At 66.6% G+C, this 13,383-nt stretch carries 12 protein-coding genes and 1 tRNA gene; 7 read left to right on the forward strand and 6 right to left on the reverse strand.

Going from position 1 to position 13,383, the window contains the following annotated elements; translation table 11 throughout:
• Positions 1 to 132 precede the first annotated feature (132 nt).
• The 3 genes from DM992_RS07715 to DM992_RS07725 form a co-directional block, all read right to left on the reverse strand.
• A tRNA-Leu gene (locus tag DM992_RS07715) sits at positions 133 to 217 on the reverse strand.
• A 94-nt stretch (positions 218 to 311) separates the two neighbouring features.
• Positions 312 to 1,469 (reverse strand): ABC transporter substrate-binding protein, encoded by a 1,158-nt coding sequence (locus DM992_RS07720; RefSeq protein ID WP_111016314.1) that lies wholly within the window; start codon positions 1,467 to 1,469, stop codon positions 312 to 314.
• A 171-nt stretch (positions 1,470 to 1,640) separates the two neighbouring features.
• Entirely contained in the window at positions 1,641 to 2,582 is a 942-nt protein-coding gene (locus DM992_RS07725; protein WP_096471548.1) for a CysB family HTH-type transcriptional regulator, read from the reverse strand.
• A gap of 219 nt (positions 2,583 to 2,801) precedes the next feature.
• On the opposite strand from DM992_RS07725, the gene DM992_RS07730 reads away from it, so the two are divergent.
• The 6 genes from DM992_RS07730 to cobA all read left to right on the forward strand — a co-directional run bounded on the left by DM992_RS07730 (position 2,802) and on the right by cobA (position 8,998).
• Positions 2,802 to 4,481, forward strand: coding sequence for a nitrite/sulfite reductase (locus DM992_RS07730; RefSeq protein WP_111016315.1), 1,680 nt, complete (start codon positions 2,802 to 2,804; stop codon positions 4,479 to 4,481).
• A gap of 25 nt (positions 4,482 to 4,506) precedes the next feature.
• Positions 4,507 to 5,049: a DUF934 domain-containing protein gene (locus DM992_RS07735; RefSeq protein ID WP_034178786.1), complete on the forward strand. Its 543-nt coding sequence runs from the start codon at positions 4,507 to 4,509 to the stop codon at positions 5,047 to 5,049.
• Positions 5,046 to 5,795: a phosphoadenylyl-sulfate reductase gene (locus DM992_RS07740; protein ID WP_111016316.1), complete on the forward strand. Its 750-nt coding sequence runs from the start codon at positions 5,046 to 5,048 to the stop codon at positions 5,793 to 5,795. Before DM992_RS07735 ends, DM992_RS07740 begins: the two co-directional genes overlap by 4 nt.
• A 76-nt stretch (positions 5,796 to 5,871) precedes the next feature.
• Positions 5,872 to 6,834 carry a sulfate adenylyltransferase subunit CysD gene (gene cysD, locus DM992_RS07745; RefSeq protein ID WP_034178784.1) on the forward strand — a complete coding sequence of 321 codons (963 nt, stop codon included), beginning with the start codon at positions 5,872 to 5,874 and terminating at the stop codon, positions 6,832 to 6,834.
• Between the two features lie 22 nt (positions 6,835 to 6,856).
• Positions 6,857 to 8,173 (forward strand): sulfate adenylyltransferase subunit 1, encoded by a 1,317-nt coding sequence (locus DM992_RS07750; protein WP_111016317.1) that lies wholly within the window; start codon positions 6,857 to 6,859, stop codon positions 8,171 to 8,173.
• A 75-nt stretch (positions 8,174 to 8,248) separates the two neighbouring features.
• Entirely contained in the window at positions 8,249 to 8,998 is a 750-nt protein-coding gene (gene cobA / locus DM992_RS07755) for a uroporphyrinogen-III C-methyltransferase (protein ID WP_111016318.1), read from the forward strand.
• A 76-nt stretch (positions 8,999 to 9,074) separates the two neighbouring features.
• On the opposite strand, the gene DM992_RS07760 is transcribed toward cobA, so the two are convergent.
• From DM992_RS07760 to lptF, 3 genes are read right to left on the reverse strand one after another with little or no spacing between them, the layout of a single operon-like run.
• Positions 9,075 to 9,458, reverse strand: a complete 384-nt coding sequence (locus DM992_RS07760; protein ID WP_111016319.1) for a CbiX/SirB N-terminal domain-containing protein — start codon at positions 9,456 to 9,458, stop codon at positions 9,075 to 9,077.
• Positions 9,459 to 9,485: 27 nt separating this feature from the next.
• Complete coding sequence (gene lptG, locus DM992_RS07765) at positions 9,486 to 10,634, reverse strand: LPS export ABC transporter permease LptG (protein ID WP_111016320.1); 1,149 nt, start codon at positions 10,632 to 10,634, stop codon at positions 9,486 to 9,488.
• Positions 10,635 to 10,637: 3 nt separating this feature from the next.
• The gene (gene lptF, locus DM992_RS07770; protein ID WP_072443565.1) at positions 10,638 to 11,732 is read right to left on the reverse strand and encodes an LPS export ABC transporter permease LptF; all 1,095 of its coding nucleotides are present in this window, start codon (positions 11,730 to 11,732) and stop codon (positions 10,638 to 10,640) included.
• Positions 11,733 to 11,854: 122 nt separating this feature from the next.
• Between lptF and DM992_RS07775 the strand changes: the two genes are divergently transcribed.
• The gene (locus DM992_RS07775; RefSeq protein ID WP_111016321.1) at positions 11,855 to 13,366 is read left to right on the forward strand and encodes a leucyl aminopeptidase; all 1,512 of its coding nucleotides are present in this window, start codon (positions 11,855 to 11,857) and stop codon (positions 13,364 to 13,366) included.
• The last annotated feature ends 17 nt before the right edge of the window (positions 13,367 to 13,383 follow it).

A 13,383-nucleotide genomic window follows, 5' to 3' on the forward strand; every position in this document is an offset into this window, starting at 1 on the left:
TCCCTGATGCTTGGACTGCCAGGCGAGGTCACGCGTTGCGGTGCACGTTGCGCGCGGCGAAAAACAAAAAACCCGCGAAGCGGTGAGCTTGCGCGGGTTTCGACAGGTGCAGCGCGTGGCGCTGCGAAATACTGGTGCCCAGGGCCGGAATCGAACCGGCACGCCTTGCGGCGGGGGATTTTGAGTCCCCTGCGTCTACCAATTTCACCACCTGGGCTTGATCCTGGCCGCGCATGCGGTTGTGCGCGGCGAAACGCGAATTATGGCGGAAATCCCGGCACCGGGCAAGCCACTCGCTGCCGGCCGCCCCGTCACTGGCTCAGGTAGACGAACCGGCCCTCTTTCACGATCCCCATCACGCTCGCGCGCTGGTCGAGCCCGACATGATCCTTGTCGCTGGTGTTGACGACACCGTTCGGCACGACGAGCTCGTGCGCGCGTTCGAGCTCGCGGCGCAGCGCCGCGCGGAACGCCTGCGTGCCGGGCTGCGCGGTTTTCAGTGCGCGGCCGACCGCGTCGGCGAGGCGCGGGTAGACACCCGCCGCATCGCCCGCGAACTGCGTGACCGTGCCGGCGCCGTACTTCGCCTCGTACGCATCGACGAACGCGAGCGCGGCCTTGCGCGCCGGATGGTCGGCCGGCAGCGAGCGCGCGACGACGACCGGCTGGGTCGGAAACAGCGTCCCGTCGACGTCCTTGCCGCCGAGCTTGATGAATTCCGGCGTCGCGATCCCGTGGGTCTGGTAGATCGCACCCTTGTAGCCGCGCTCGATCAGCGTGCGCTGCGGCAGCACGGCCGGCGTGCCCGAGCCCGCGATCAGGATCGCATCGGGTTTCGCCGCGATCAGCTTCAGCGCCTGGCCCGTGACGCTCGCGTCGGTGCGGTTGAAGCGCTCGGTCGCGACGACGCGGATCTTGCGCAGATCGGCGAAGCGCGTGAACTCGTTGAGCCAGCTGTCGCCGTAGCTGTCCGCAAAGCCGATGAAGCCGACCGTCTTCACGCCGCGGTTCGACATGGCGCGTGTCATCACGTCGGCCATCGCGCGGTCGCTCTGCGCCATCTTGAACGCCCAGGTCCGCGCGCCTTCCTGCGGCTCGACGATCGCGCCGGAGCCGACCAGCGTGATCATCGGCGTCTGCCCTGCGGCGACCGCGTCGAGCGCCGCGAGCGCGGCCGGCGTGATGTTCGGCCCGACCACGACGTCGACGTGATCCTCGTCGACCAGCTTGCGGATGTTGCGCACCGCGGTGCCCGGGTCGGACGCGTCGTCGAGCACCGTCACCTGCACCGGCTGCCCGGCGATCGTCTTCGGCCACATCAGGATCGCGTTCTTGCTCGTGATGCCGATCGTGGCGGCGGGGCCGGTCGACGACAGGTCGACGCCGACCTTCAGGTCGGCATGCGCGGCCGCGCAGGCCAGCACGAAGGCGGCGCCGGCGGCGCGGCGCAGCAGGGCGGGAAGCGTCATGCGGGAATCTCCGTCGGGCAGTAAAAAGGGGCGCGATATGCGCCCCTGTATTTATACACGCCGATTTCAAGAAAACGCCGGGCCGCCCCAAGTTTTCCACCCCGAAGGAAGTCCCCTTGGGGGGACGACCCCTTCGGGAGGTCTGGCGCGAAGCGGCAGGCTGGGGGGAGCTTACAGCTCGTACGATTCGGATTCACCCTTGAGCGCCTGCTCGATCAGCTTGCGGTTCAGCGTCGGCGACAGCAGTTCGACGAGCGTATACACATAGCTGCGCAGGTAGGCGCCCTGCTTGAGCGCGACGCGCGTCACGTTGCTGCCGAACAGGTGGCCGACCGGGATCAGGCGCAGGTTGCGGTCGCGCTCGGGATTGAACGCGATGTCGGCCATGATGCCCACGCCGAGGCCGAGTTCGACATAGGTCTTGATCACGTCGGCGTCGATCGCCTCGAGGACGATGTCCGGCGACAGCCCGCGCAGCGCGAATGCCTGGTTGATCTTCTTGCGGCCCGCGAACGCGTCGTCGTACGTGATCAGCGGATATTGCGCGAGATCGTCGAGCGACGGCGGCTTGCGTTCGAGCAGCGGGTGATCGGCCGGCACGACGGCCGCGTGGTGCCACTGGAAGCAGGGCAGCGACACGAGTTCCTTGTAGTCGGCGATCGCCTCGGTCGCGATCGCGAGATCGGCCTGGTCGTGGATCACCATCTCGGCCACCTGCGTCGGGCTGCCCTGCAGGATCGACAGGTGCACCTTCGGGAAGCGCTTCTTGAATTCGGCGATCGCGGCCGGCAGCGAGTAGCGGGCCTGCGTGTGGGTGGCCGCGATGGTCAGGTTGCCCTGGTCCTGCGCCGCGTAATCCTTCCCGACCCTTTTAAGGCTTTCGACCTCCTGCAGGATCCGCTCGACCGATGCGAGGATGATCCTGCCCGGCTCGGTGAGCGAGCGCACGCGCTTGCCGTGCCGCGTGAAGATCTCCACGCCGAGCTCGTCCTCGAGCTCGATGATCGCCTTCGAGACCCCCGGTTGCGACGTGTAGAGCGCCTTGGCGGCCTCGGTGAGGTTGAAATTCTGCCGGACGGCCTCGCGCACGAAGCGAAATTGGTGCAGGTTCATTTATAACCCTTCCGCATATCAACAGAATTTTTTAGTCGTTTGAAATATAAGGCGAGTTTATTACGATTCACCGGAGTTTTTCAAATATGGATATCTGTTTTCGTCATTAGCAATCCACCCGGCAGCGGATGGCCGGTGGCAGTGACGGTGGAACGGAGATTCGGGCGCGACGTGGCTAGGACGTCGCGCGGTCACCACGAAAACCCCTGGGGTCCCCGAATGTATCAGTACGACCAATACGACCAGACGATCGTCGACGAGCGTGTCGCGCAGTACCGCGATCAGGTGCGCCGCCGTTTGTCGGGCGAGTTGAGCGAAGACGAATTCCGTCCGCTGCGTCTGCAGAACGGCCTGTACATGCAGCGCCATGCGTACATGCACCGCATCGCGATTCCGTACGGCAACCTGCGCAGCGACCAGCTCCGGATGCTGGCGCGCATCGCCCGCGAGCACGATCGCGGCTACGGCCACTTCTCGACCCGCTCGAACATCCAGTTCAACTGGATCCAGCTCGAAGACACGCCCGAGATCCTCGCGAAGCTCGCGTCGGTGCAGATGCACGGCATCCAGACCTCGGGCAACTGCATCCGCAACATCACGGCGGACCAGTTCGCGGGCGTCGCCCAGGACGAGGAGATCGATCCGCGTCCGTGGTCGGAAATCCTGCGCCAGTGGTCGACGTTCCATCCCGAATTCGCGTGGCTGCCGCGCAAGTTCAAGATCGCGGTGTCGGGCTCGAAGCACGACCGCGCGGCCGTGCAGATCCACGATCTCGGCGTGTACCTGAAGAAGAACGCGCAGGGCGAGGTGGTCGCGAGCATCCTCGCGGGCGGCGGCCTCGGCCGTACGCCGATCATCGGCGCGGTGATCAAGGAAGACCTGCCGTGGCAGCACCTGCTCACCTACTGCGAAGCCGTGCTGCGTGTGTATAACCGCTTCGGCCGCCGCGACAACCTGTACAAGGCGCGCATCAAGATTCTCGTGAAGGCGCTGTCGCCCGCGAAGTTCGCGCAGCAGGTCGAGGAAGAATGGCAGCACCTGAAGGACGGCCCGTCGACGCTCACGCAGGCGGAAGTCGACCGCGTGTCGCAGTATTTCAAGCCGCCCGTCTACGAGAAACTGGCCGACACCGACGCATCGTTCGAACAGCACCTGCTCGAGAACAAGGCGTTCGCGCGCTGGGTCGAGCGCAACGTCGCGCCGCACAAGGTGTCCGGCTACGCGGCCGTCACGCTGTCGCTGAAGGATCACCGCGTGGCGCCGGGCGACGCGACCGACCAGCAGATGGAGCTGGTCGCCGACTGGGCCGACGCATACTCGTTCGGCGAGCTGCGCGTGTCGCACGAGCAGAACCTGATCCTCGCGAACGTGAAGAAGCGCGACCTGTTCGCGGTGTGGGAAAAGGCGAAGGCGGCCGGTTTCGCGACGCCGAACATCGGCCTGCTGACCGACATCATCGCGTGCCCGGGCGGCGATTTCTGCTCGCTCGCGAACGCCAAGTCGATCCCGATCGCGCTGGCGATCCAGCAGCGCTTCGACGATCTCGACTACGTGTACGACCTCGGTGACCTGTCGCTGAACATTTCCGGTTGCATGAACTCGTGCGGCCATCACCACGTCGGCAACATCGGCATCCTCGGCGTCGACAAGGACGGCGCCGAGTGGTACCAGGTGTCGCTCGGCGGCGAGCAGGGCACGGGCCAGAACGGCGCGCGCCTCGGCCGCGTGATCGGGCCGTCGTTCTCGGCGGAAGAAGTGCCGGGCGTGATCGCGAAGCTGATCGACACGTTCGTCGAAGCTCGCATCGACGGCGAGCGCTTCGTCGACACGTACGACCGCATCGGCATCGCGCCGTTCAAGGAGCGCGTGTATGCGGCACGCCAGGCAGTGAACGCGTAACCAACCGGGTAGAAGGAATTTGCAGATGGCTTCGATTATCAAGAACCGCGCAGTGATCGACGATGCATGGCAGGTCGTGCGCGCGGCGGAAGACGGTGCGCTGCCCGCGGTCGACGCGTTGCCGGCCGGCAAGGTGCTGGTGCCGTTCGCGTTGTGGCAGGCCGAGCGCGCGGCGCTCGTCGCCGCGAAGACGAAAGACGAGCTCGGCGTGTGGCTCGCGCCGGACAGCGAGCCGGCCGATCTCGCGGCCGATTTCGGCGCGATTTCGCTGATTGCCGTCGACTTCCCGCGCTTCGCGGACGGCCGCGGCTACAGCATCGCGCGCCTGCTGCGCGAGCGTTACGGCTGGACGGGCGAGCTGCGCGCGATCGGCGACGTGCTGCGCGACCAGCTGCTGTACATGTCGCGTTGCGGCTTCGACGCATTCGCGGTGCGTGCCGACCGGGACATCCACGACGCGCTGAATGCGTTCACGGAATTCACGCAGCGCTACCAGGGCGCGTTCGACGAGCCGGCGCCGCTGTTCCGCCGCCGCGCCGCCGCGGCCGACGCCAAGGTGGGCGCATGAGCACCGCGACCACCACCGCGCTGACGCCGGAACTCGCAGCGAAGGTCGAGCGCCTCGACGCGCTGCTCGCGCAGATCGGCGCACGTCACGAGAAGGTGAAGTTCGCGAGCAGCCTCGCCGCGGAAGACATGCTGCTCACGCACGCGATCCTGTCGAAGGGCGTGTCGATCGGCATCTTCTCGCTGAACACGGGCCGCCTGCATGCGGAGACGCTCGGCATGATCGACCGCGTGCGCGAGCGCTACGGCTACGAGATCGAGCAGTTCCATCCGCAGCAGGACGCGGTCGACCAGTACGTCGCCGAGCACGGCCTGAACGCGTTCTACGAGAGCGTCGAGCTGCGCAAGTCGTGCTGCCACATCCGCAAGGTCGAGCCGCTGAACCGCGCGCTGGCCGATGTCGGCGCGTGGGTCACGGGCCAGCGCCGCGAGCAGTCGGTCACGCGTGCGGAGCTGCACGAGGAAGAACAGGACGAAGCGCGCGGGATCGCGAAGTACAATCCGCTTGCCGACTGGACGGAGGCCGATGTCTGGGCGTACCTCGGAGCGTTCGACGTGCCGGTCAACCCGCTGCACGCGCGCGGCTATCCGAGCATCGGCTGCGAGCCGTGTACGCGCGCGATTCGCCCCGGCGAGGACAGCCGCGCGGGCCGCTGGTGGTGGGAATCGCGCGACACGAAGGAATGCGGGCTGCACATCACGATCACGCCGATTCCCGCGACCGCCGAAGCAGGCGCCGCGCACTGAAAGCCTGACAAGAAACTGAATATTGCGCCGCCTGCGACAGCGGGCGACACGAACCCAGAAGAGAAGGACTGAAATCATGAGCACGACGCTCGAGCAATCCGCCTTTGCCCCGGCCACCGGCGGCGACAGCCGCATGGGCCACCTCGACTGGCTCGAAGCCGAGTCGATCCACATCCTGCGCGAACTGGTCGCCGAATGCAGCAAGCCGGCGCTGTTGTTCTCGGGCGGCAAGGATTCGGTCGTCGTGCTGCATCTGGCACTGAAGGCGTTCGGCCTCGGCGCGAACCGCAAGACCACGCTGCCGTTCCCGCTCGTGCACATCGACACGGGCCACAACTACGACGAAGTGATCGATTTCCGCGACCGCCGCGCGCAGGAGCTCGGCGCCGAGCTGGTGGTCGGCCACGTCGAGGATTCGATCAAGCGCGGCACGGTCGTGCTGCGCCGCGAAACCGATTCGCGCAACGCCGCGCAGGCCGTCACGCTGCTCGAGACGATCGAGCAGCACGGCTACACCGCGCTGATCGGCGGCGCGCGCCGCGACGAAGAGAAGGCGCGTGCGAAGGAGCGCATTTTCTCGTTCCGCGACGAATTCGGCCAGTGGGATCCGAAGGCGCAGCGCCCGGAGCTGTGGAGCCTCTTCAACGCACGGCTGCATAAAGGCGAGCACCTGCGCGTGTTCCCGATCTCGAACTGGACCGAGCTCGACGTGTGGCAGTACATCGCGCGCGAGAACCTCGAGCTGCCGTCGATCTATTACGCGCATCAGCGCGAGATCGTGCGCCGCAACGGCCTGCTCGTGCCCGTCACGCCGCTGACGCCGATGCGCGACGGCGAGACGAGCGAAGTCGCCCAGGTGCGCTTCCGCACGGTCGGCGACATCAGCTGCACGTGCCCGGTCGAGAGCGACGCGGACGACGTCGAGAAGATCATCGCCGAGACGGCGGTGACCGAGATCACCGAGCGCGGCGCGACGCGGATGGACGACCAGACCTCCGAAGCCGCGATGGAACAGCGCAAGAAGCAAGGTTATTTCTGAAGCACACGAGGACATTCACATCATGGGCATCATCGAAAATCACGAAGACCTCGGCGTGCTGCGCTTCATCACCGCGGGCAGCGTCGACGACGGCAAGAGCACGCTGATCGGCCGCCTGCTGTACGACAGCAAGGCCGTGCTGTCGGACCAGCTGTCCGCGCTGTCGCGCGCGAAGAACAAGCGCACGGTGGGCGACGAGCTCGACCTCGCGCTGCTGACCGACGGCCTGGAAGCCGAGCGCGAGCAGGGCATCACGATCGACGTCGCATACCGCTACTTCGCGACCGCGAAGCGCAAGTTCATCATCGCCGACACGCCGGGCCACGAGCAGTACACGCGCAACATGGTGACGGGCGCGTCGACCGCGCACGCGGCGATCATCCTGATCGACGCGACGCGCGTGACGGTCGAGAACGGCGTTGCCGAACTGCTGCCGCAAACGAAGCGCCACAGCGCGATCGTCAAGCTGCTCGCGCTGCAGCACGTGATCGTCGCGATCAACAAGATGGACCTCGTCGACTACAGCGAGGCGCGCTTCAACGAGATCCGCGACGCGTACGTCGCGCTCGCGAAGCAGCTCGGCCTCGACGACGTGCGCTTCGTGCCGGTGTCGGCGCTGAAGGGCGACAACATCGTCGGCGCGAGCGAGCGCATGCCGTGGTATGCGGGCGAGCCGCTCCTCGACGTGCTCGAGGCGCTGCCGGTCGAGACGCAGGCGCATGACGCGCTGCGCTTCCCGGTGCAGTGGGTCGCGCGCCAGGACGGCAGCTCGGCCGACGATTTCCGCGGCTACATGGGCCGCATCGAGTCGGGTGAAGTGAAGGTCGGCGACGAGATCGTCGTGCTGCCGTCGAACCGCACCGCGACGGTGGCCGAGATCGTCGCGCCGGTGCCGGGCGGCACCGCGTCCGTCGCGCAAGCGTTCGCGGGGCAGACGGTGACGATCCGTCTCGAACAGGATGTCGACGTGTCGCGCGGCGACATGTTCGTCACGACCGCCGAGCCGGTCGAGCCGGCCAAGAAGCTCGAGGCCGACCTGTGCTGGTTCGACGAGACGCCGCTGTCGCCGCAGCGCAAGTACCTGCTGAAGCAGACCACGAGCACGGTGTTCGCGAAGATCGGCGCGGTCAAGCAGGTGCTCGACGTGCATACGCTGTCGCACGCGACCGACCGTCACGAACTGAAGATGAACGACATCGGCCGCGTCGCGCTGACGCTGCAGAAGCCGATCGTCTGCGACACGTACGATGCACATCCGGGCACGGGCGCGTTCGTGCTGATCGACGAGGCGACGCACCATACGGTCGCCGCAGGCATGATCCGGGCGTTCTCGGCGTAACAACCGGCGAACCGCGCCGCCATGCGGCGGCGCGGGCCGGACGCCGCCGTCCGCAGGACAAGCGAAGCGACAAACATGGGCAAGGTATATCTGATCGGAGCAGGGCCGGGCGCAGCGGACCTCATCACGGTGCGCGGCGCGCGGCTGCTGGCGCAGGCCGACGTCGTGCTGCACGACGCGCTCGTCGAGCCCGCGATGCTCGACTACGCGCCGAACGCGCGCAGGATCGCGGTCGGCAAGCGCTGCGGGCAGCGCTCGACCGCGCAGCACTTCATCAACAAGCAGATCGTCGATGCGGCGCGCGAGCATGCGTGCGTCGTGCGCCTGAAGGGCGGCGACCCGATGCTGTTCGGTCGCGCGGAAGAGGAAATGCGCGCGCTCGACGAGGCCGGCATCGACTACGAGGTCGTGCCGGGCATCACCGCGGCGCTGGCCGGCGCGGCGACGCTGAAGCGTTCGCTGACGCTGCGCGGCGTGTCGCGCAGCGTCGCGTTCGCGACGCACAGCCGTGCGCCGGGCAGCGACGAGATCCGCGAAGCCGCGCGCGCCGATTCGATCGTCTACTACATGGGCCGCGACAGCGCCCCCGGCATCGCGCAGGAGCTGATCGATGCCGGCCGTGCGCCGGCGACGCCCGTGGCGATCGTCGAGGCATGCAGCACCGCGCGCGAGCGCTCGCTGACGCTGACGCTCGCGCAGATGGCGGCGGGCGACGCGCAGGCGTGGCTCGATCCCGCGGAACCGAGCCTGCTGATGATCGGCGACGCGTTCGCCGAGCGCGCACGGCACGCGAAAGAGGGCGATCCGTTGCGGACTGCCGCGTGAGCGGAATCCGGCCGCAGTCGGAAACAAAAAAGCGCTGGCGGAAGCCAGCGCTTTTTTGTTTGGGCCGCCGTTTCGCTTACGTGTCGTCGCCGATCCGGTCGATGCAATAGCGTGCGATCGCGTCGAGCACGCCGTCGTCTTCGCCGACAGCCGTCGCGCAGCGGATCTCGACGCCCGGATGTGCGGCGCGGCACGCATCGACGAGCTGCGGCAGGTCGCGGCGGACATGGCCGCCCTGGCCGAAGAACACGGGTACCACGGTGATGCGCGTGCAGCCGGCGGCGACTTGCGCGGCCACGGCCTCGCCGAGCGACGGCGTCATCAGTTCGAGGAATGCAAGCGACACGTGCGACGCAGGGGAGCCGGCGCCGCGCAGCCGCGCGGCGAGCCGCTCGAACGGCTCGGCCCAGCGCGGATCACGGGCGCCGTGGCCGAACAGGACGATGCCGAACGAGCTCATGTCGAAGTCTCCGTCGTGACGCGGCGCTCAGTGCCGGTCGACCCACTTTAGCGCGAACAGGCCGAGCGCGAGATAGATCAGGCCCGGCGTCGCGGCGGTGAGCGGTGCGGGCCACGTGTTCAGCGTGCCGATGTGCGAGAACAGCGTATTGAGCAGCTGGAAGCTCATGCCGAGCATGATGCCGCCGAACACCTTCACGCCGACCACGCCGGCGCGCGTGTGCAGGTACGCGAACGGCAGCGACAGCACGAGCATCACGAACACCGCGAACGGATACAGCAGCTTGCGCCACAGCGCGATGTCGTAGCGCTGCGTGTCCTGCTGGTTCTCGCGCAAATGCTGGATGTAGCGGAACAGGTTGATGATCGACATGCGCTCCGGCGACACGAGCAGCACCGACAGGATCTGCGGCGTCAGGTCCGAACGCAGCCGGTATTCGGGCAGCGACACCTGCTGCGACCGGTAGACGGGGTTCAGCGCGTCGGCCGGCTGGCCGCTGATCGGCTTGATCGGCGTGAGCTCGGTTTCGGTGACACCTGTCAGCAGCCAGTGGCCGGGCGGCTCGTAGCGGCCCGTCTGCGCGATCCGCACGTTCTGCAGCTGGAATTTCGAGTCGAACTCGTAGATGCGCACGTTGCTGATCGTCGAGTCGGGCGACAGGCTGCCGACGTTGACGAAGCGCGTGACCTGTTCGCCGTTTTCGCGGGCCGCGAGCGTGTCCTTCACCCACACGCCCGACTGGAAGTTCGACGACACCGACGCGCCGAGCGCCTGCAGCCGCACGCGTTCGGACAACTGGTCGGCGTACGGGCCGACGAATTCGCCGATCAGGTAGGTGATGATCACGAGCGGCACGCCGATCTTCAGCAGCGAGCGCAGCGCCTGGTTGGTCGCGAGGCCCGACACGCGGAAGATCGTGAATTCCGAACTCGCGGCCATTTGCGCGAACACGTAGATCGCGCTGATCAGCGCGGCGACCGGGATGATCTCGTAGAAGCGCGATGGCGTCTGCAGCGCGACGCGCATCACCGCGTAGCCGAACTTGTAGTTGCCGTGTCCGACCGAGTTCAGTTCGCTGATCAGGTCGAAGAAGAAGAACAGGCCCGAGAACGCGAACAGGATGAAGACGAACGTGACGTAGATCTGTCGCGCGAAGTACTTTTCATAGAGCCGCATCGATCATGCTCCCGAGCGGCCGAACAGCGCGCGTGTAAACAGCGGACGATTGCGCACGCGCAACCAGAAGATGACGGCGACGATCGCCGCGACGAGCGCGTGCAGGCCGACGAGGCCGACGCCGAACGACATCTTGCCCTGCTCGATCTGCGCCTGCACGACGTTCAGCAGGTTCGAGTAGGTGAGGTAGATCAGCACGGCCATCACGAGGTTGATCGTGCGGCTGCGGCGCGGGTTCTGGTACGCGAGCGGGATGCCGAGCACCATCAGGTTGAGCGCGATCAGCGGCAGCCCCGCGCGCCACGCGAATTCCGCGAGGTTGTCGCGCGTCGGGTTGCGCAGCAGCTCGGGCGTCGGCGTGCTGTTGGTGGTCTGCACGTTCACGACCGGCTTGCTCGTGATCTTCACGCCGTAGCGCTCGAACTCCATGATCTTGAAGTTCGGCTGGCCCGGCGTGCCGTCGTAGCGGCGGCCGTCTTCCAGCACGACGAAACGGTCGCCGTCCTTCGACGTTTCCGTATGGCCCGTCTGCGACACGACGACGTTGACCTTGCCGTTCTCGGTCGACGTCACGAACACGTTCTGCACCTTGCTCTGGTCGGGCGTCATCTTCTCGATGAAGAACACGCGATGGTTCGAGGCCGACTCGCGGAACTGGCCCGGCGCGAGCAGCGAGATCTCGTCGCGCTGCTGGAAGCGCGCCTTGATCATCTTGCTCTGCTGGTTCGACCACGGCCAGCCGACGAACGCGAAGAACGCGATCAACAGGATGATCGGCGTGGCGAACACGCCGATCGGCTTGATGAGGCGCGTGAGGCTCACGCCCGACGCGAGCCACACCACCATTTCGGAGTCCCGGTACCACCGGGTCAGCACGAACAGGATCGACACGAACAGCGTGACGACGAGCATCACGGCGAGATAGCCGATCACGGTCAGGCCGATCAGCACGAGCACGTCCCGCGGGTCGATTTCGCCGGACGCGGCGTAGCCGACGATGCGGATCATCATCGTCGTGAGCATGATCGTGAGCAGCACCATGAACACGGCGCCAGCCGTATACGCAAGCTCGCGCTGGAGGGAGCGTTCGAAGATCATTCTTGATGAGAAGAGGGCGGGAGGCTGCGCACGCGTGGTGGAGCGCTCGCGCCGCCACGGGAAAAATAGCGGATAATTGCGGCTTTCATCCTTAGCCCAGATTTTATCCGAGGACAAGCGCGATGGACTTTAGCATAAAAGGCTGTGATTGGAGCAAAGGCGAGGCCAAGGGATTCCTGACCGGGAAGTCCGACTGCATCGTGCTCGGCATCTTCGAGGCGCAGACGCTTTCGGGCGCGGCGCTCGACATCGACACGGCCACCAAGGGACTGATTTCGCGCGTGGTGAAGGCCGGCGACATGGACGGCAAGCGCGGCAAGACGCTGTTCCTGCACGAAGTGTCGGGCATCGGCGCGTCGCGCGTGCTGCTCGTCGGCCTCGGCAAACAGGATGCTTTCAATCAGAAAGCCTATAACGACGCGGCCACGGCCGCCTGGCGCGCGCTGCTGGCGACCAAGGTCGTCCAGGTCACGTTCACGCTCGCACAACTGCCGGTCGACGAGCGCAGCTCCGACTGGGGCGTGCGCGCGGCAATCCTCGCGCTGCGCAACGAGACCTACCGCTTCACGCAGATGAAGAGCAAGCCGGAACCGGCGTCGCACACGCTCAAGCGCGTCGTGTTCAGCGTCGATCCGTCGGACGAAAAGGCCGCGAAGGTCGCGGTCAAGCAGGCCGTCGCGCTCGCGAACGGGATGGATCTCACCCGCGACCTCGGCAACCTGCCCGGCAACGTCTGCACGCCGACCTATCTCGGCAACACCGCGAAGAAGCTCGCGAAGGATTGGGGCCTGAAGGCCGAAGTGCTCGGGCTCAAGCAGATCCAGGCGCTGAAGATGGGCTCGTTCCTGTCGGTGGCGCGCGCGTCGGTCGAGCCGCCGCAGTTCATCGTGCTGCACTACCAGGGCGCCGCCGCGAAGGCCGCGCCGGTCGTGCTGGTCGGCAAGGGCATCACGTTCGACACGGGCGGCATCTCGCTGAAGCCGGGCGAGGGCATGGACGAGATGAAGTACGACATGTGCGGCGCCGGTTCCGTACTCGGCACGATCCGCGCGGTTGCCGAGATGGGCCTGAAGATCAACGTCGTCGCGATCGTGCCGACCTGCGAGAACATGCCGGGCGGCAACGCGACGAAGCCGGGCGACATCGTCACGAGCATGAAGGGCCTGACGATCGAGGTGCTGAACACCGACGCCGAAGGTCGCCTGATCCTGTGCGACGCGCTCACGTATGCGGAGCGTTTCAAGCCGGCGGCGGTGATCGACGTCGCGACGCTGACGGGCGCGTGCATCATTGCGCTCGGCCATCACAACAGCGGCCTGTTCTCGAAGGACGACGCGCTCGCGGGCGAACTGCTCGATGCGTCGCGCGAAGCGGGCGACCCGGCATGGCGCTTGCCGCTCGACGACGAGTACCAGGATCAGCTGAAGTCGAACTTCGCGGATCTCGCGAACATCGGCGGACGTCCGGCCGGCAGCGTGACGGCTGCGTGCTTCCTGTCGCGCTTTACCGAGAGCTACCCGTGGGCCCACCTGGACATCGCGGGCACCGCGTGGAAGAGCGGCGCCGCGAAGGGTGCGACGGGCCGTCCGGTGCCGCTGCTCGCGCAGTTCCTGATCGACCGCGCCGGCCAGTGATGGCGGTGCTGACGACG

Source organism: Burkholderia sp. JP2-270 (assembly GCF_003233675.1).
GTDB lineage: Bacteria > Pseudomonadota > Gammaproteobacteria > Burkholderiales > Burkholderiaceae > Burkholderia > Burkholderia pyrrocinia_C.